The organism is Colwellia polaris, from assembly GCF_002104515.1.
GTDB classification, from domain to species: domain Bacteria; phylum Pseudomonadota; class Gammaproteobacteria; order Enterobacterales; family Alteromonadaceae; genus Cognaticolwellia; species Cognaticolwellia polaris.
Genome location: NZ_NBOE01000012.1, coordinates 64110 through 83815, shown reverse-complemented (window position 1 = coordinate 83815; position 19706 = coordinate 64110). Strand labels below are relative to the sequence as shown.

Annotated in this window: 19 protein-coding genes and 1 pseudogene; 18 read left to right on the top strand and 2 right to left on the bottom strand. The window is 38.2% G+C overall.

Going from position 1 to position 19706, the window contains the following annotated elements:
* Positions 1 to 38 precede the first annotated feature (38 nt).
* Entirely contained in the window at positions 39 to 947 is a 909-nt protein-coding gene (locus B6A32_RS15995; RefSeq protein ID WP_085305894.1) for a LysR family transcriptional regulator, read from the bottom strand.
* 150 nt (positions 948 to 1097) lie between these two features.
* On the opposite strand from B6A32_RS15995, the gene B6A32_RS15990 reads away from it, so the two are divergent.
* From B6A32_RS15990 to B6A32_RS15940, 11 genes and pseudogenes are all read left to right on the top strand, one after another.
* The gene (locus tag B6A32_RS15990) at positions 1098 to 1721 is read left to right on the top strand and encodes a glutathione S-transferase family protein (RefSeq protein WP_085305891.1); all 624 of its coding nucleotides are present in this window, start codon (positions 1098 to 1100) and stop codon (positions 1719 to 1721) included.
* A 72-nt stretch (positions 1722 to 1793) separates the two neighbouring features.
* On the top strand, positions 1794 to 3836 hold the full coding sequence (locus B6A32_RS15985; RefSeq protein WP_085305889.1) for a 2Fe-2S iron-sulfur cluster-binding protein: 2043 nt from the start codon (positions 1794 to 1796) through the stop codon (positions 3834 to 3836).
* A gap of 47 nt (positions 3837 to 3883) precedes the next feature.
* Positions 3884 to 4351, top strand: coding sequence for a nuclear transport factor 2 family protein (locus B6A32_RS15980; RefSeq protein WP_085305887.1), 468 nt, complete (start codon positions 3884 to 3886; stop codon positions 4349 to 4351).
* 336 nt (positions 4352 to 4687) lie between these two features.
* Positions 4688 to 5563, top strand: coding sequence for an AraC family transcriptional regulator (locus B6A32_RS15975; protein ID WP_085305885.1), 876 nt, complete (start codon positions 4688 to 4690; stop codon positions 5561 to 5563).
* An 88-nt stretch (positions 5564 to 5651) separates the two neighbouring features.
* Positions 5652 to 6515 (top strand): nuclear transport factor 2 family protein, encoded by an 864-nt coding sequence (locus B6A32_RS15970; RefSeq protein WP_085305883.1) that lies wholly within the window; start codon positions 5652 to 5654, stop codon positions 6513 to 6515.
* Positions 6516 to 6944: 429 nt separating this feature from the next.
* Complete coding sequence (gene zigA, locus B6A32_RS15965) at positions 6945 to 8147, top strand: zinc metallochaperone GTPase ZigA (RefSeq protein WP_198946941.1); 1203 nt, start codon at positions 6945 to 6947, stop codon at positions 8145 to 8147.
* A complete protein-coding gene (locus B6A32_RS15960; protein ID WP_101685975.1) occupies positions 8144 to 8824 on the top strand; it encodes a DUF1826 domain-containing protein in 681 nt (226 codons plus the stop codon). Before zigA ends, B6A32_RS15960 begins: the two co-directional genes overlap by 4 nt.
* 14 nt (positions 8825 to 8838) lie before the next feature.
* Positions 8839 to 9450 (top strand): DUF2796 domain-containing protein, encoded by a 612-nt coding sequence (locus tag B6A32_RS15955; RefSeq protein ID WP_085305877.1) that lies wholly within the window; start codon positions 8839 to 8841, stop codon positions 9448 to 9450.
* A 2-nt stretch (positions 9451 to 9452) separates the two neighbouring features.
* On the top strand, positions 9453 to 9830 hold the full coding sequence (locus tag B6A32_RS15950; protein ID WP_085305875.1) for an SgcJ/EcaC family oxidoreductase: 378 nt from the start codon (positions 9453 to 9455) through the stop codon (positions 9828 to 9830).
* 102 nt (positions 9831 to 9932) lie between these two features.
* Positions 9933 to 10019, top strand: a pseudogene (locus B6A32_RS19665) (SEC-C metal-binding domain-containing protein); the annotation flags it as partial.
* Positions 10020 to 10041: 22 nt separating this feature from the next.
* Positions 10042 to 11043, top strand: coding sequence for a CobW family GTP-binding protein (locus tag B6A32_RS15940; protein WP_085305871.1), 1002 nt, complete (start codon positions 10042 to 10044; stop codon positions 11041 to 11043).
* A 101-nt stretch (positions 11044 to 11144) separates the two neighbouring features.
* On the opposite strand, the gene B6A32_RS15935 is transcribed toward B6A32_RS15940, so the two are convergent.
* Positions 11145 to 11825, bottom strand: a complete 681-nt coding sequence (locus tag B6A32_RS15935) for a DUF3299 domain-containing protein (RefSeq protein WP_085305869.1) — start codon at positions 11823 to 11825, stop codon at positions 11145 to 11147.
* A 96-nt stretch (positions 11826 to 11921) separates the two neighbouring features.
* Between B6A32_RS15935 and B6A32_RS15930 the strand changes: the two genes are divergently transcribed.
* From B6A32_RS15930 to B6A32_RS15900, 7 genes are all read left to right on the top strand, one after another.
* Entirely contained in the window at positions 11922 to 12608 is a 687-nt protein-coding gene (locus tag B6A32_RS15930) for an ABC transporter ATP-binding protein (protein WP_085305867.1), read from the top strand.
* The gene (locus tag B6A32_RS15925; protein ID WP_085305865.1) at positions 12598 to 13881 is read left to right on the top strand and encodes an ABC transporter permease; all 1284 of its coding nucleotides are present in this window, start codon (positions 12598 to 12600) and stop codon (positions 13879 to 13881) included. The genes B6A32_RS15930 and B6A32_RS15925 overlap by 11 nt, the downstream gene beginning before the upstream one ends.
* A 279-nt stretch (positions 13882 to 14160) precedes the next feature.
* Positions 14161 to 16611 (top strand): M1 family metallopeptidase, encoded by a 2451-nt coding sequence (locus tag B6A32_RS15920; RefSeq protein WP_085305863.1) that lies wholly within the window; start codon positions 14161 to 14163, stop codon positions 16609 to 16611.
* Entirely contained in the window at positions 16601 to 17101 is a 501-nt protein-coding gene (locus tag B6A32_RS15915) for a DUF6702 family protein (protein ID WP_085305861.1), read from the top strand. The genes B6A32_RS15920 and B6A32_RS15915 overlap by 11 nt, the downstream gene beginning before the upstream one ends.
* A 399-nt stretch (positions 17102 to 17500) precedes the next feature.
* Positions 17501 to 18574: a hypothetical protein gene (locus tag B6A32_RS15910; protein WP_143327922.1), complete on the top strand. Its 1074-nt coding sequence runs from the start codon at positions 17501 to 17503 to the stop codon at positions 18572 to 18574.
* Between the two features lie 302 nt (positions 18575 to 18876).
* Positions 18877 to 19470, top strand: coding sequence for a DUF2975 domain-containing protein (locus B6A32_RS15905; RefSeq protein WP_085305857.1), 594 nt, complete (start codon positions 18877 to 18879; stop codon positions 19468 to 19470).
* On the top strand, positions 19470 to 19700 hold the full coding sequence (locus B6A32_RS15900) for a helix-turn-helix domain-containing protein (RefSeq protein ID WP_085305855.1): 231 nt from the start codon (positions 19470 to 19472) through the stop codon (positions 19698 to 19700). Before B6A32_RS15905 ends, B6A32_RS15900 begins: the two co-directional genes overlap by 1 nt.
* The last annotated feature ends 6 nt before the right edge of the window (positions 19701 to 19706 follow it).

Sequence of the window (19706 nt, the reverse complement as noted above, 5' to 3'; positions counted from 1 at the left end):
ATTTAACTTTTTGCTGAAATTTTTGCTAAATCAACCGCTCAGTTTTCTTTAGCTGCAAGCGAAGACTGACTAAATATAACTACAAGGTGATCAATCAAAGCTCGCATACGTTTCGCCAAATGTCGGCCCGAAGGGTAGACCGCATGCAAAGGTATAATACGTGCCTCGTTATCTTCGAATAATAATCTTAACGAAGCGTCTTTTAAGTAAGACTCGACTGCATAAGCGGGTCCTGCACCTATACCAAGACCTTCTGCGGCCATGTGAGCTACGGCTCGTGGCGAATTAGCACTGTATGAGCCCGTCACCGGATATAACTTCATTTCATCGCCAAACTTAAATTGCCAATGATAAGGCTCAGCGCTAAATTGTTGTAACAAACAATTGTGGCTCGATAACGCACTTGGGTGCTTTGGCTCACCAAATTTTGTTAAATAAGCTGGTGAAGCAAATACCACAATACGCATATCCATTAGCTTTCTTGCAATCATAGTCGAGTCTTGTAAATTGCCAAAGCGAATAGCAAGGTCAATGCCCTCTTCAACAATACTGACGTTATGATCTGACAAACGCAGGTCAATACTCACCTTAGGGTGTAGCTGTTGAAAAGGTGCCAGTGCTTCCACCAACTTAGTGCTACCAAAGCCTGTTGGTGCCGTTATTTTTATTACGCCAGCTAACTCAGCTTGTTCTTGTTGAACAACATCTTCAAGCTCGTCAAATTGCTCAAGTACTGGTTGGCACTTTTCAAAATAAGCTCGTCCGGTTTCGGTTAATGTTACGCTACGTGTTGTTCGATGAAAAAGCTGGGCATCGAGTCGCGTTTCTAGCTGAGCAATATACTTACTTGCCAACTTAGTACTAATACCTATTAACTTAGCACCACCGGTAAATGACGCTTGCTTTGCTACCGCTACAAAAGTGCGCATACCATCAACTGTATCCATTATATTACTTTCTCATTCTCACCAACTATGTACACAATGTACATAGTTATTCCATAAAACACCATATTGTCTACAAACTTACCAAGCAGTACTATCTAGTTTATTAAATATACAGATACTTAAAAACCACAACATTTCGAGGATTTACTCATGTCGAATACTATAAAAATTCATAGCTTTCCATTATCAGGACACGCACACCGAGTGGTATTATTTGCAGCTATTGCAGGTATTAAGCACCAGGTAAATATAGTTAACTTACCTGCAGGTGAGCACAAAGAAGCACCTTTTCTCGCCTTAAATCCACTGGGCCAAGTACCGGTTATTGAAGATGGTGACCTGGTTATATCTGACTCCAATGCTATTTTGGTTTATCTAGCGAAAAAATATGCGCCCACTTTTTTGCCTAACGATCCAATCATTGAAGCTGACATTCAAAAGTTTCTTACGCTCGCTGCTGGTGAACTTGCATTTGGACCTGCGGCAGCGAGGTTGATCACTGTATTTAATGCGCCAATTAATGTTGAGTACACCATGGTGATTGCCGCAAAAGCCCTGAGTAAATTAGACATGCATATGCAAGGGCGTGAGTTTCTTGTCGGTAACACGCCAACAATCGCAGACATTGCCATTTATAGCTACACCGCCCATGCGCCAGAGGGCAACGTCTCGCTATCACCTTACCCAAATGTTCAGCGTCTTTTAAAGAATATTGAAGCGCTTGATGGCTTTGTCGCCATGCCAACAACTGAAGCTGGCCTGCTTGCTCAATAGCTAAATAGCTAAATAGCTAAATAGTTCATCAGACTAATCATGTAAGAATAATTAACCAAATTTGAGGTCAATATGTCTAATGCATCAGAAAAATCACCTTTTCATCAAGGTGAAAAAATCATGCAACAACGTGTCGGTAAAGCTGAGGCGATGGAAACTATTGGCCGCAAGGTAATCCGCTCTTACTTACCAGAGCAACATCGCGAGTTTTTTGCAAAACTGCCTTTTGTTGTTGTTGGTAGCGTCGACGAAGCCGGCAGGCCTTGGGCTTCTATTTTACCGGGCTTACCTGGCTTCATGAACTCAGTAACACCAACCAGTTTAGATATTAATGCCACACCGGTTAATGGCGATCCTTTATCAAGCTCACTAAAGCTTGGTCAGCCATTGGGCTTATTGGGCATTGAAATACCAACACGCAGACGAAATCGCTTAAATGCACGTATAAGCTCTATCACTGAGAAAGGTTTTAGCCTTACGGTTGATCAATCATTTGGCAATTGTCCACAGTACATTCAAACCCGGGATTTTCGCCAAGTTGACAATGTTGATCCAACAATAAAAACCACGTTTACCCGACTAGATAGTAAAGCAAAAAAAGCTATTTCCCTGTCAGATACTTTTTTTGTCGCTAGTTATGTTAATGACAACGACACGAATAATCCAGATATTACAAAAGGTGTAGACGTATCGCATCGAGGCGGCCGACCTGGTTTTGTTGCTGTTGAGGGCAATACCTTGACCATTCCAGATTATGCAGGCAACAACCTATTTAACACCCTAGGAAACTTTTTATTAAACCCAAAAGCTGGTTTACTTTTTCCTAATTTCGAAACGGGTGAGTTGTTATTTCTATCTGGGCTCGTGGAAATAATTAACGAAAACTCCCCCGCTATTAGCACATTTAAGGGCGCACAGCGCGGTTGGCGATTTATAGTTGAACAAGGACAAAAATTAACAAATGCCTTACCTTTTAGCGCTAGACTTGTTGAGTATTCTCCTAATTCACTGTTAACTGGAAGTTGGGCGCAAGCCAAGCAACTTGAAGTTGCTCAGCAGCAATCAAATAAGTGGCATTCATTTAAAGTTATTAAGGTGATTGATGAGACGGCTGACATACGATCTTTTTATCTAGAAAAACACGACAAAGGTGAACTTGTGCCCTTTAAAGCAGGCCAACACTTAACTATCCGCATAGCGCTTGGCTTAGCCAGTGATTTAGCTATACCGAATAAAAAAGAGTGGGTTATTCGTAACTATACTTTGTCTAGCTCGCCTCATGATGCGTTTTATCGCATTTCGGTTAAGCGTGAATTACATGGTGTGGCGTCTTCACATTTACATCAAAACCTAACCATTGGTGCACTGATTGACGCAAAGCTACCCCAAGGAAATTTTTGGCTAGACACTTCTTCCAAACGCCCTGCCGTACTATTAGCAGGAGGAGTAGGCATAACACCTATGATATCAATGGCGTTACAAACGTATATCGAAGGCATTAGAATGCGCCATATAAGACCCCTCAGTATTTTTCATTCGGCGCAAACAAGAGAGCAACTGGCTTTTTATGATGACTTTACAAAACTAGCCTCAGCCACTGATAACAGCATTGCTTACTACCCGCTTGCAGGTAAAAGAATAGCTAAACAGGTTTTAGTAGAAAACAGCACAGACCTTAATACACTTCAAACAAGTGATTACTTTCTATGTGGACCTAAAGCATTTATGCAAGCAATGTATGATCTTTTGCTTGAACTCGGTGTTGCCGATGAACAAATTTTCGCAGAAACATTTGGGCCAGCCGTTTTACGCCGCTTAACCCATGAAAGTGACATAGCGAAAGAAGCCGATAGCACCACACTAGAGTTTCGCCACTCAAAAATCACACAACAATGGCATAAAGGCGATGAAACACTCTTAGTAGTCGCCGAAAAACAAGGGCTTTCGCCAGCCTATAGCTGCAGAAGCGGCAACTGTGGTTCTTGTGCGATAAAACTACACGCAGGTAAGGTTACTTATAGAATTCAACCAAGCGTAGAAATCGCAGAAAACGAAGTACTTATCTGCTGTGCAGTCCCAGCAAAAGGTACTAGCACTATTATTTTAGATTTATAAACACTCACTTACTAACTTATTTACTAACGACCATTGAGGAAATTATTATGTCAACTAGACCACCACTACCCCCGTTTAATGAAGCAACCGCACGTCAAAAAGTGCGTTTAGCTGAAGACGGATGGAACAGCCGCAATGCCGAAAAAGTAGCAATGGCTTATACACTTGATACTCAATGGCGAAATCGTTCCAGCTTTGTTAACGGTCGCCAAGAAGCAGAGAATTTCCTAAAGGCAAAGTGGCAAAAGGAATTAGAGTATCGCTTAATCAAAGAGTTATGGGCCTTCACTGACAACCGCATTGCCGTGCGATATGCCTACGAATGGCAAGATAAAAATGGCGACTGGTTTCGCTCCTACGGCAACGAAAACTGGGAGTTTGACAACAATGGCCTAATGCAAAACAGATATGCCAGTATTAACGACCTACCGATCAAAGCATCAGAGCGAAAGTTTCACTGGCCACAAGGTCGCCGCCCTGATGATCACCCTGAATTATCGGAGCTAGGGCTTTAAACATGCAACAAAATCACAAACGATTATAAATAATACTGTTCTATAACCATGGTTAGACAAGAATTTCCTTGCTGCTTTTCTTGTCATCGCCATAAAGTATCGTCTAACGCAAGCAAGGCTATTTGAAATTAACTAGGCGATGCAAATCCATAATGTAAAAAAACACAGCATTAACAATGCGATAATAATATATAACACGCTGAAATTAGCCTTACCATGACAGAAATCGCTTGGTAAACCCTGATATTATTTGATGCAATACACCTTCAACTCGGTTAATTTACAGATATCATTAAAAAAATAATTTTAATAAAAATTATTCATACAAGTCTATTTATGAAAATCCCAGACATTAAATTTAGCCCGAAAAATCATAAAAATATTGGTATAGAAATAATTGAGTTATCTGATATATATAACCGTTTAGATAATGAGGAAATAAGTTTTTCGACAAAACCTCACCGTATACAGTTTCACAGTTTGTTGTATATCACCCAAGGGCATGGCACACATTTTATTGACTTTATAACTTATACTATTCAGCCGGGGAGTGTAGTATTCGTTAAAAAAAATCAAATTCATGCTTTTGATTTAATCAATAAACCACAAGGAAAGTTAATTGTTTTTACTGATGAATTTCTTGATAGTATTTCGTCAGCAATGAAAAGAACGGTATTTTCTCCTAACCATTTATTAGTATCTTACAGCCCTTCATTTACCTTGGCAGATAATTTGATAATAACGTTCAGTACATTGTTAACAGAAATAGAAAAAGAGCTCTTATTAGAGTCATCTAACCTAGCTTTTATTCATCTGCTTTTTTCTGCCTCTCTCACTAAGCTTGTCAATGCACGGCCAAAATCTTATGAGCTTAATCTAAGTGAACCGCGAGCAAAAAAATTTAATCAGTTTATTCAATTACTAGAACAAAACTTTACTACAACGCGCGACGCCATAACATACGCGGGTATGTTGAATATGACTTATAAGTCGCTTAACCAAATATGTAAGCTCGCGAGTAAACAAACCACAAAACAATTAATTGATGCTCACACCATTTTAGAAGCTAAGCGAAAGCTAGCTATTGAAGGGATTCGTATTCAGCAACTTGCTGATGATTTAGGTTTTGACGAAGTGACTAATTTCGTCAAGTACTTCAAAAAAAATACCCTGATGACTCCTTCGCAATTTAAAAAATACAACAAAGGTTAGCTATTTACCATTTTTACGCGCTCATTCACCTGAACACTTATTAGACATAAATACATAATGTATCCATCAAATTTTTAAGGTGAATATTATGAAAACAAATCTTTTAGCTACTATGTTAGCTGGGGTTTTAACCCTAACAGCTTGCAGTTCAACAGCAATGAATGCGGAGAGTGAAATGAACAAATCAAATAAAGACAAAGCGGTTGCGTTACTAAACAGCATTGAAACAGGCGACCAAACAGCGATTAGCTATGTTAACCCTGCACACTACACTCAGCACAACCTAGCGGTGGAAGATGGACTAGCGGGATTTGGTGCTCTTTTACAGGCTTTACCTAAAAATAGTGCCAAGGTGAATGTGATTCGTGCATTTAGTGATGGCGATTACGTTTTCACACACACTGATTATGAGTTTTTTGGCCCTAAAGTTGGTTTTGATATATTCAAGTTTGAAAATGGCTTAATTGTCGAGCACTGGGATAACCTTGATACAAAAGCAAGCACAGCAAACCCAAGCGGCCGTACTCAACTTGATGGTCAAGTCCAGAGTAAAAATTTAGATAAAACAGCTGAGAACAAAGCGATAGTGGCTGATTTTGTTGATACCATTTTAGTGAAAGGTCAAATGGATAAGTTAAGTTCATTTTTTGATGGTGATACCTATTATCAGCACAATACTATGATTGCAGATGGTTTATCAGGCTTAGGGCAAGCGTTTGAAGCCATGGCAAAACAAGGCATTAAAATGGTTTATACCACTAATCATAAAATTCTTGGGGAAGGTAATTTTGTTTTAAGTATTAGTGAAGGTACATTTGCCGAAAAGCCAACCTCATTCTATGATCTATTTCGTGTTGAAAATGGAAAAATTGTTGAGCATTGGGATATATTGGAAACCATTACGCCAAAAGAACAATGGAAAAATGCCAACGGTAAATTTGGCAATTTATAATTGATTACTCTCTGTTATTCTCATAAAAGGTATTCGCACAGCAGTGCAGTACCTTTTATACATTGAATCATTAATCGAATCCTCACTAAGCTAAGCTAAGCCAACCTAAGCTAAGCTCATCACTCACAGATTTACATGCTGATATACCAGCCTTTAAAACGTTATAAACATTCAAACTTACGCCTGAATAAAGAATAAATATACCTTCCCTCTGAAATACAAATAACCTATCAAAGCAGATCTCTTTAATAAAGCGTTAGATAGCTGAAGCTATTTGTGCTCAGGATAAACTGACTTTTAGCGATGACACTACCTTGCCTGAACGCATGTTTTATTAAGGGCTTCACTATTTGCAAGAATAAACTACCAAAACAAAATGATACGTTGTAACATATCTAACCATCATAAATTAGAGATATTAGTAACGTGATTGAACAAAAATTACCTGTAACCGTGCTATCCGGTTTTCTTGGTGCGGGAAAAACCACCGTGCTCAGTCATATTCTCAACAACCGTCAAGGCAAGAAGGTTGCCGTTATTGTTAACGATATGAGCGAAATAAACATTGATGCAGCCTTCGTAAAAAATGAGGTTTCACTTAATCGCAGTGACGAGAAGCTGGTAGAAATGAGTAACGGCTGTATTTGTTGTACGTTGCGTGAAGACTTGCTGTTGGAGGTTGAAAAACTCGCGAAAGAAGGCAGGTTTGATAATCTTGTTATTGAATCAACAGGCATTTCAGAGCCACTACCTGTTGCTGAAACTTTTACCTTTGCCGACGAAGATGGCATTTCGTTATCTGACGTTGCTACCTTAGATACTATGGTTACCGTTGTTGATGCAGTGAATTTCTTAAAAGATTTCGACGAAGCGAAGTACTTACAAGATGCTGGAGAATCACTTGGCGAAGAAGACGAACGAAGCGTAGCCGACTTATTAATTGATCAAGTTGAATTTGCAGATGTACTGCTCATTAGCAAAACAGATTTAGTGAATACAGCTGATATTGAACGCCTTGTCGCTATACTCAAGGTGCTTAATACTCGTGCTAAAATCATTCCAATATCATCAGGAAAAATTGATATTAATGAAGTATTAAACACTAAGCTTTTTGATTTTGAACAAGCGGAAAAAGCCCCTGGCTGGCTCAAAGAAATGCGTGGAGAGCACGTTCCGGAAACAGAAGAGTACGGTATTGGTAGTTTTAACTATATTGCACGCAGACCATTCAACCCTGAAAAATTTTATCATTTCCTGCACAACACCGAACAATTCGGCAAACTTATTCGCTCTAAAGGTTACTTTTGGCTTGCGTCCCGACCACAGTTTTGTGGCCAATGGAGCCAAGCTGGCGGTATAGCACATTACGGCTTTGCAGGCATGTTTTGGAAAGCTATTCCGAAGAAAGACTGGCCCACCGATGAAGGTTCACTTGATGCGATTCAAAAGCAATGGGTTGAACCCTTTGGTGATATGCGCCAAGAACTGGTGTTTATAGGCCAGAAACTTGATCAAAAGAAAATGACGTTAGCATTAGATCAATGCTTACTAACTGAAAATGAATTACTACAAGGGCAAAAGTATTGGGTCACATTAAATGACCCATTTCCAGTCTGGGGAGAAGAAACATGAGTAGTGCAGCGATGATCAAAGAAAAGAGTTACTCAGAAACACATGTTGAGCGCTCAGTACAAGGCAATACGCCTAACGTATTTACCAATATTTACCAAGAAAACACCAATATTGCGACATGGCAACGTGATCTTTCCCAAGAGCTAACCCTAGCCGTTGACGACTTTTTAAAGCGTAATAAAACAAAAGCAACTGTATTGGCAGTAACACCAGAAAACACTCAAGATGCTCTAATAGAAGCTTTTGGCGTTACCGAAATAGCGCAAGCGCTAAGGGATGATATAACCCTACTGGTTGATATGTTTTGCTGCTTGTTCGACATAAAAGGCGTAGGGCTAAGAATTTCTATACTTGAACGTGCTATGTGTCCTCGCTTTCATGTAGATAAAATCCCCTGTCGTTTAATCACGACATATCATGGAGTTGCAACTGACTGGCTTCTTCATGATGTAATCGATAGAGGCAAACTAGGTGCTGGCAACCAAGGTAAGCCAGATGAACAATCAGGACTTTTTAATAGTCTCAGTGATATTAATCGACTAAAAAAAGGTGATGTTGCACTGCTAAAAGGTGAAGGTTGGTATAACAACAACGGCGCGGGGCTTGTACATCGTTCACCGCCGGTAGCTGAAGGTGAACGTAGGCTTTTATTAACGCTTGATTTTCTCTCTGATTAAATACGGCATAGCGCATGAACCTTAGTCAATACAGTTTTATACCAATATACACAATGCTAGTTGCATTGTTAGCCCACCTGCACAGTTTTGCCGAGGATAAGGTAACGTTTAATGCGCATGTGCATGGCGTATCTGAGTTGACCATAGCATTAGAAAAACAACAGCTTGAAATTGAGCTGAGATCGCCCGCCATGAACCTACTTGGTTTTGAACATAGTGCGATAACTAGAACAGATAAAGCGGCCATCAATCAAGCCGAATTACTTTTGGCTAATCACCATGATGTATTTTCATTTTCTGGTGGCGACTGCGTATTAGTCAATCAGTTCATTGATTTATCAAGTGTCATTCAAACTCAGCAAGAAAAAAGTGATCAACATATGGATTCACATAATCATCGTGATGATCACCATCATGAACAAAAAATAAGTGAAAGCGCTGGGCATAGAGAAGTGATTGCTAAGTATCATTACCGTTGTAAAAAGTCATCGACGTTATCAGCTATTAAAATTAAGCTATTTGATCTTTTTTCAGGCATTGAACAAATAAAAGCCATGTGGCTTACCGAATCAAAACAAGGCGCTTCAACCCTAAATGTTAATAATAAAAACATAACCTTTAAGTAAAAATGGATAAACGTGAAATATTAGCGTTATTTGAACACTGGAATAACGCAATAAAAACAAAAGAGCCAAGGCGCGTAATTGAATTGTATGCGCATAACGCGGTGCTGCTGCCAACAATATCCAATAACGTCTGTCATAATCATGAAGAAATGGAAAAGTACTTTACTGACTTCTTAACCAGAGAGCCTGTTGGTGAATTAGATGAAACTAACATTTCTATTTTCAATGATATCGCAATGAACTCGGGCCTCTATACGTTTTCTTTTAAAGACGGTTCAAAAGTACAAGCGCGATTTACCTTTGTTTATCAGTGGAATGGTAAATCTTGGAAAATTATAAAACATCATTCTTCACAAATGCCAGAGTCAACATTTATTTGAAAAGGTTTAATCATGGAAAACAATAATCAAGATAGTATTAACCAGCCAATGGTAGATAATGAAAGCTGTTGCAGCCAAGCAAGCTGTTGTGCACCGCAAAGCCCAATAGTGCATGAACAGCCCAAAGTAGGTCGTAATGACCCTTGCCCCTGTGATAGTGGCCGCAAGTTTAAAAAGTGTTGCGGCTAGAATATAACGTTAAAGAGGTTAAATGAAGTCGATGAAAATCACCGCAGTTCCGACCAATATTATTACCGGTTTTTTAGGTGTAGGTAAAACATCAGCAATTCTGCAATTGTTAACACAAAAACCTTCAAATGAGCGTTGGGCTATTTTAGTGAATGAATTCGGTGAGATAGGTGTTGATGGCAGCTTATTATCCGGTCAACACGCAGAAAAACAAGGTGCTTTTATACGCGAAGTTCCCGGTGGTTGTATGTGCTGCGCCGCAGGTGTACCTATGCAAATAGCCCTTAACCAACTGCTGTTACAGGCAAAGCCCGACCGTTTATTAATAGAACCAACTGGGCTTGGACACCCTAAAGAGATTGTTAAGGCACTGTCGGATAAACATTATCAAGAGGCACTTTTATTACAAAAAACCATCACCTTAGTTGATGCCCGGAACTTAACCAACACCCGATACACAAGTCATGATATTTTTAATCAGCAAATAGCGATTGCTGACACCATTATTGGCAATAAAGTAGATTTATATCAGAATGAAGATAAAACAAGGTTAATGGATTATATAAAGGCACATGGCCAAGCCAATGCCGATGTACATTACGCTCAGCAAGGCGATATTGCACTTTCACTTTTAGCTGGCACGACGACATTGGGCTTATCCTCATCGTCGCACCACCACACAACTAAAAAAGTCATGACAGCTGATTTAGTGATACCTGAATGCGGATATATTAAGGCAATCAATACCGGGGCAGGTTTTGCCAGTGTTGGTTGGCGGTTTGCTGAAGAAAAAACATTCAATTACGCTAAACTGCAACGTTTTCTCAGCAATATCAACGCCGAGCGCATAAAAGCCGTGTTTATCACCGAACAGGGTATATTTGGCTATAACTTTACCGCTGATGGCGTAACAGAAACAGCGCTTGAGATTGCTAAGGAAAGTCGTATAGAAATAATAGCTAAGCAGCTAGATGACGCTATTGAAACGCAGCTCATGGCCTGCATTAACAAAAGCCCCAACTAATTTTTTGCACACTGATTCATTAACTTTAACTTAAACTTAAACTTTCACTTAAACTTAAACTTAAACTTAAACTTAAGTCCAAGTTTACTAAATCAATTTAATCACGGCTCTTCGGTATAAAGTTCAAATGCATGCATTTCCATTGAGTAAGCAGCGGTAGCAGTATCGTTTTCAACTAGCGATGTTTTTATAACACCTGAGATCCAATACGCATCGTAAAGTGATTCAAGCTTAAGCCCTTGTGGGTAATTCACAAAAATTGTTTGATTAGGCGGTGGCGGCGGTAAATGAAGACATGCACCAAAAAATGGCACCATAAAAAATTGTGTTACGTTTTGCTCATCATCAAACTCAAGTGGCACAATAAACGCCGGGATTTTGATTGGAGCATTATCAACAATAGCCTTAACATTAATTGATGCTAACGCTTGTTGATAACGATCATCTTCGCCATTGGTTAGTTCATTTTTTAATGGGTTACTCAATTGATCTTCAGCAGAGCCATCAACGATATCATCAAGATAACTTGGCGGGTTTAACAGTGCATTTAAATCATCTTCGGGTAATAAATCGAGCCAATCAGCTTTCATAAAAGCAGATGCAGGTATATTTGGCTTTTCTATCCTAGTTTGCTCGCTAGGCTCATTCAACGGCGCTGTAACAGTCGTTGGCTTTTTATTTTCTGCGGCTACGCCGGCCTGGTTAGAGGCATTACTGTTTTTAGATTGCTCACACGCTAGTAAGAATAGGCTTGTGATAATAACGATACTTAATTTACTCATATAACATCGGCTAAAAATGTGTTTAATAGCCAAATGATACACTGTATCATTTAGCTATTACATTAGTTTTTCTTTATGTTGAGTTATAAGCCAGTCATGATAATTGATCTCGTTAACCTTAAGTTTAGCTACGCTGAACAACCCAGCTCTTGTGTGATAGATATACCATCTTGGTCATTATCTGCCGGTGAGCATACGCTTATTCACGGCTCATCAGGCAGCGGTAAGTCAACGTTATTAAACATTTTAAACGGTTTACTCTCGGTTGATAGTGGTCATGTTAAAGTGCTCGACCAACGTATTGATGAAATGACCAACCGGCAGCGTGATACTTTTAGAGCAAACAACATTGGTTATGTTTTTCAGCAGTTTAATTTAATTCCGTACCTTGATGCCATCGATAACATTCAACTGGCAAACTATTTTTCAAAGGCAGTATCACAATCTTCACTTAGCAAAGAAATTAAAACATTACTTCAAAGCTTAAACATACCAGAAAAAGATTGGAAAAAGCCGGTACGTACACTAAGTATTGGTCAGCAACAGCGTATTGCTATTGCACGTGCGCTCATCAATAAACCGACATTAATTATTGCCGATGAACCGACTTCATCACTCGACCAAGAAAATAGCGATGCTTTTATGAAGCTTTTAATGGCACTTGTTAATAAACATGAAATAACATTATTATTTGTGAGTCATGATGTCTCGTTATCACACTATTTTTCCCGTATTGAATTATTAAGCGATATTAATCATGCAGGAAATCTACATGCTAATTAAACTTGCCCTGAAAAGCCTACATGATCGCAAAGACTCCATTGTTTTATCAATTATCGCGATGACCGTCAGTGTTTTTGTTTTACTCGGTGTTGAGCATATTCGACATCAAACAAAAGAGAGCTTTGCTAATACCGTTTCTGGGGTTGATATAATAGTGGGGGCACGAACTAGCAGCTTAAATTTATTACTGTATTCAGTGTTTAAAATTGGCAGTGCAAGCAATAATATAAGCTGGCAGTCATTCGAAAAAGTGGCGAGTAACCCTCAAGTAAAATGGGCGGTTCCCATTTCGCTAGGCGATTCTCACAAGGGCTTTAGAGTACTAGGTACCATCCCTGCCTATTTTCAACACTTTAGCTACGGCAAAAAACACAAGCTATTATTTAAGCAAGGGCAAGCTTTTAGTAATGTATTTGATGTGGTTTTGGGCTATCAAGTGGCCGCTAAATTAGGTTACCAGCTAGATGATAAGCTTGTATTAGCTCATGGTATAGGCAAAAACAGTTTTAGCTTACATGCTGAGAAACCATTTACCGTTGTAGGGGTTTTAGCTCCAACCGGTACACCTGTAGATCATACGTTACATGTTAGCTTACAAGGAATAGAAGCAATACATTATACTGGTAAAAACAATCCTTATTCTCATCAAATTGATGCCAGTAAAATGCATAATCACCACAAAGAAGCTGATTTAACCACACAAGTAGCCTCTCATTTAACCCCAAAAAGCATTACTGCTTTTATGTTGGCTCTTAACTCAAAAATGTCGACATTTAAAGTACAGCGCGACATTAATAATGATAAACAAGAGCCCCTATTAGCCATATTACCCGGTATCGCATTGTCAGAGCTTTGGCAGATAATGGGGGTTTTAGAAAGCACACTGTTTTTAGTTTCTATTTTAGTCTTTATTTCAGCTAGCTTAGGTGTAAGTGCCATGTTGCTCGCTTCAATTAAACAGCGAACAAGAGAAATACAGCTATTACGTGTGATTGGCGCACCTCCTTTATTTTTGTTTTTGTTAATTCAACTCGAAGCTTTATTTATTGCCATGATAAGCTGTGCGTTAGGCACAGCCATACTGCTAGCCAGTTTATCTTTAACGCAAGATTATTTAGCATCTTATTTTAGCCTGCAAATCAGTATGAATATATTTACACCTAATACGCTCATGTTAATAATAACAATGCTTGTAACATCTGCACTTGTTGCAGTAATTCCGTCAATTAATGGTTATATAAAATCAAAAAAACATTCTTTATCAGATAGATAGATTGTAAAATCACTTTCCTGCGCGCAAAGATTGAATGTGAATAACTACTAATTATCAAAATAAAAGTAAGGCGTTGCTAAAATTTTACGCTATGCTCTTGTGCGCTAAATGCAGGCACTTTAAAATACCACTTGAACACCTGCAATGTTACAAGGTAACATTGCAGCATGTGTATATATTTTTAGTCTTAAAATATATAACCAATATCTATTAACGTTATGCGCTCTGTCGTAGCTAAAAATAAAGCCAAATTATAAATTAGTGTATAAAAGGAACACCATGTTCATTAAATTAATTAAAATAACACTGCTATCGTTAACGGCAATTGCTTCGGCAAATGCGGCGATACAACAAACCAAAGGCGATTTTGTTGATAAATTTCGTCAATTGGATGAAAGCTTACCAACACCTAACGTATACCGAAATGCGGCCGGAGAACCAGGCCACAAATATTGGCAGCAACAAGTAGACTATAAAATTAAAGCTAAATTAGACGAGAAAAAGCGTCGAATTGAAGCTACTCAGTCAATTACTTATTACAACAACTCTCCTGATACGTTGAAATACTTGTGGGTGCAGTTAGACCAAAACAAATTCCGCAATGACTCGCTTTCAGCGACAACAACCACTTTTGGTGGCATTGGCAACCGAGGCCCTGGTACAGCAGCGGCAACATCAAGCAAACCAGCACAGTTAAGCTTAGGTGCACTTCGTCGCCAGCACTTTATGGATGACAATGTTGTTGGTTATGACATTCAGTCGGTTACGGATAGCAAAGGCAATAAATTACATCATGTTATTGTTGGCACAAATATGCGTATTGATTTACGCAATAAATTAGCGCCCGGAACACAAGTTAAATTCGGCATTGATTATGCTTTCAATATTGTTGAAGAAGATGCTGTTTCTGCACGTTCAGGGTACGAGCATTTTCCTGACGATGCCCGCAAAGGCGGTAACGACATTTTCTTATTAGCTCAGTGGTTCCCACGTCTTCACGCATACACTGATTATGAAGCATGGACTAACAAAGAGTTTATTGGCCGTGGTGAATTTACCTTAGAATTTGGTAATTATGATGTTGAACTAACGGTTCCTGCTGATCACATTGTTAGCTCTACAGGTGAACTAACCAATGCTAAAAAAGTACTAACATCTACGCAGCGTAAGCGTTTGAAAGAAGCTGAAAAAGCAGATCGTATTGTTTTCATCGTTACTGAAGAAGAAGCCTTAGAAAACGAAAAAGCTGGTACCAACAAAACTAAAACATGGAAATTTAGTGCTAAAAATGTACGTGACTTTGCCTGGGCTTCATCACGTAAATTTATGTGGGATGCACGTGGCCATCAACAAGGTGGTGACGAACAACCTTCTGTAATGGCAATGTCGTTTTATCCAAAAGAAGGTGGTGATTTATGGAAGAAATATTCAACTGAATCAATCATTCATACCTTAGAAGTTTACTCACGATTCTCATTTGATTACCCATACCCTGTTGCACAGTCAGTAAATGGCCCAGTAGGCGGTATGGAGTACCCAATGATCACATTCAATGGTCCGCGTACAGAATTACAAAAAGATGGCAGCCGTACCTATACACAAGCAGAAAAGCGCTTCTTAATTGGTGTTGTTATTCATGAAATTGGACATATCTATTTCCCGATGATCGTTAACTCTGACGAGCGCCAATGGGCATGGATGGATGAAGGTTTAAACAGCTTTTTAGATGGTGTTGCTGGTCGCGAATGGGATCCAACCATTCCATGGGGTGTTGAACCACGCGATATTGTGAGTTATATGAAGTCTTCAACGCAAGTACCGATTATGACCCAGTCTGACAGCGTTTTAAAACTTGGTCCAAATGCTTACACTAAACCAGCAGCGGCTTTAAATATACTGCGCGAAACTATTTTAGGCCGTGAATTATTTGACTTTGCATTTAAAGAATATGCAACTCGCTGGAAGTATAAGCGCCCTACGCCGTCTGACTTTTTCCGTACTATGGAAGAAGCTTCAGGTGTTGATTTAGATTGGTTCTGGAGAGGCTGGTTTTACAGCACAGATCACGTAGATATTTCTTTAGACAAAGTATCTAAATTACGCTTAGATACGAAAAACCCAGACATAGACTTTGACCGCCAACGCCAAGAAGAACTAGACAAGCCATTGTCTAAAACTGACGAGCGTAACAAAGCTGAAGGTAAAGAGTTATGGGTTGATCGCTTTTCAGACATCACTGATTTTTATGACGAAAACGACCGTTTTACCGTGACAAATAAAGAGCGAAATAAATATCAAAAATTCCTTAAGAAACTAAAACCTTGGGAACGTAAAACGCTAGATCGCGCGATTAAAGAAGACAAAAACTACTACGTGTTAGATTTCTCTAATAAAGGCGGTTTAGTAATGCCGATTATCTTAGAGCTAACATTTACTGATGGCAGTAAAGATACTCAATACATTCCAGCTGAAATCTGGCGTCGTACGCCTAAGGCTGTAAGTAAGTTGATTATTACTGACAAAGAAAAAGAGCTAGTCAGTGTTACGGTTGACCCTCGTTGGGAAACAGCAGATGTTGATGTGCATAACAACCACTACCCGCGTCAAATTATTCCGTCGCGTATCGAAGCATATAAGAAGAAGAAATCTACCAAGAAGGTTTCTCGAGATATCATGCAAGATATAAAAACAGAATTGAAGAAAGAAACTCAAGGTGACAATGAAGAATAGTACCCCCTTCATTGTTATGCTGATATTGGGGCTGCTTTTAGCAGCCCCATACTCTTTTGCACATCAGCAAAAGTCGGCAATCACTAGCGTTTCATTTAACCCAAGAACACATAATATTGAGATAATGCATCGTTTCAGAGTTCATGACGCTGAGCATGCGGTTAAGTATATTTTTGGTAAAGACGCCGACATTATCGGCTCAACAAAAACACAACAGCAGTTTAGCAACTATGTAAACAAGCACTTTTCAATGTTTACGGCTGGTAGTGCTTTAGAGTTAGCCGCTATTGGCTATGAAAACGATGGACAATTCTTTTGGGTATACCAAGAGACCGTTGAGCCACCAACACTGAAATCGCTAAGCATTCGTCACAATGCCCTTCAAGAAATATGGCCCAGCCAAGTTAATACGGTCAATATTGAAGGGAAAGGAAAACTACAAACAATGACTTTTGATAACTCAGTAGAGTTACTTGAAGTTACGTTCTAGAACACCTTTATCGATAACTTGTTTAATAGGCGTGTTTTAATGATTTACTCATTATCAAAACCGCGCCTTTTATCAAGCTATTTTGAATAAATGACAATAACGCTATATTTTCATTAAAGTTAAAACGACTTACTTTGCAAATGGTGCCTTGCAAACCGTGCCTTGCAAATAATACCGTGCAAATGAACTAGCTTATTCATTAAAAATTTACCAACATTATTATCAACAGAGCAATCAATTTTACGCCAAAGCGCTGCATAATATCTCCTCAACTTTTGATGTATTTATATACCTATAAAAATACCACGTTCGATTAATTTTAGACTAAGATAATAGCTCGTAAAATATATGTGTTATCCGTATATTTCATATAAGCAACAATTAAATTTATTGGTTAAAATGTCTTATAAAAAACGCGCGCTCTTAGTAATAGCCACTATTGTGATCATTATCCTCATCTTCAGTCATAAGCTCTATGGGTATTTTGAGCTTACTTTTGATAAGTTAGCAGCTGTTTATCAATCAAGCCCTCACTTGAGCTCACCTGTCACGCCTAATAAAAAAGAAAGCAACAATCGCTCATTAACAAATATCGCAGCAGATCAAAACAGCCAATCATTATCAGCCTCATCTAGTCCTCATAAAGCCGACAAGGTAACCGTAAATAGATGCCGAATTCCTGAGTTAGTTAACATCACTACACAGCGCCAAAAATATATCAAAAATGATGGTTCGATAAATTATCGTGTCAGCAAAAATTATTATCAATTAGAAACAAACTTAGGAAAGGGATATGAACCATTTTTAGAAGAATTAAACCTAAAGCTTAATGCTGCCTTTCAACATATTGAAAATCGACTAGACATACGGCTTAATAAAAAAATAAAATTACAGATTGTATTTCTCACTTCAAGAATAGAATTTGAAAATTATTTAAACACCCTAGGAGTTCCACCTAGCGGATATCAAGGCATGTATCAAAGTTATAATAATTTAGCTGTTGTAGAGTTTATAAACCATAAGCAAGCGATAAATGCCGCGATACATGAAGCTATTCATGCTTTTAATTATGCTTATTTTGGTTATTCTTTACGATTTCTGAACGAAGGCATGGCGCAGTATCTTTCTGCCATTACAAGTAATGGTGCAATAGCAACATTCAATTTTTCATGGTTAAAGCACCAACGCTACCCGCATCAAATATCAATATTGTTATTTTCTGAATTAGACTGGCATGGCAATAATAATCATGAGTTATACCAAAACAGCAATGCATTGTTTCATTTCTTAATGACAAATGCTCAAGGCCGAGCATTAGTTCAACAGATACTAAAACTCGAAATGAAAGAGCCCTGCTCAGTGCTAACACAAGGCGTGATAGAGGAACTACTATTCGAACATTTTCCAAACCATCAACAAGAGTTTGATTATTGGTTTGAAAATAGTGTCAATAGTTTTTTAAGTGAAGAATAATGTTAATCAATATTGCACTTAACTTATTATTTATATTGATTATTTTATTCACTACACGTTCAATGGTAAATATTCAATAACCGAATACATCTAGAACAACTAGATAATTATTTACTTTAGATCAGGTAACTTAGCTTCGATAGCGCCAATCATATGCTAGACATAGCAATTTACTGCCCCTAATGCCCTTTCATAAAGAAACGTTTATCATGCATTTTTTATCGATAAACGATAAATAAATTGACCTAAAATCTTTATTGATTATAATTATTATCATTACTAAAAAAATTATAGCAATCAGAATGTCAGATAAAGATAGTAAAAAAACACAAACAATACATAGAATTATACGACTTAGTAAAATTACTAAGTTGATGATCCTTATTGGTGGAGCAATTCATATTAGTGTTTTTCTATTTTTTGTTGGACTTAACTCCGATGCAGTGCAATCAAAACAAAGCTTCGGTGATAATAATGTCAATTTATCAGCCATTAGTGAAAAGTGGTCAAGCTATGCGAGTTCACTTGAAAGTTCTGGCCTAAATAGTTTCTGGATTTTAGGTACTGTTGATTTTATTGCCCAACTATTCGTCTTATTTTTTCTCTTCAAGTTATTCTGTTTATATGAAAAAGGCGAAATATTTATGGCGCAAAGTTGTCGATATTTGCAACTCATAGGAATCACTTTGTTTTCATACGGTATCGTTATGATATTCCTGCCTTCTGCAGTTTCATTCATCATAAATTTATTATTTGAATTTCCTAAGCTTGAAGTAAATTATTACTTTGGTAGTGCCGAATTAACTCAATTAATTTGGGGTGCTGTAATTTTAGTGATCTCTTCAATTATGAAGGAGGCTTGTACCATGAAAGATGAACAAGGTTTAGTTATCTAATGGCAATAATTGTCAATCTGGATGTGATGTTAGCTCAACGAAAGTTGAAATTGAAAGATCTATCAAAACAGATAGATATCACGATACAGAATTTATCCGTACTTAAAAGTGGTAAAGCTAAAGCAATTCGATTTACCACCTTAGATGCTATATGCGAAGCACTCGATTGTTGTCCTGGCGATATTTTGCAATATCAAGCAGACAATAACACTGAAATGGAACAAGATTAGGCACAA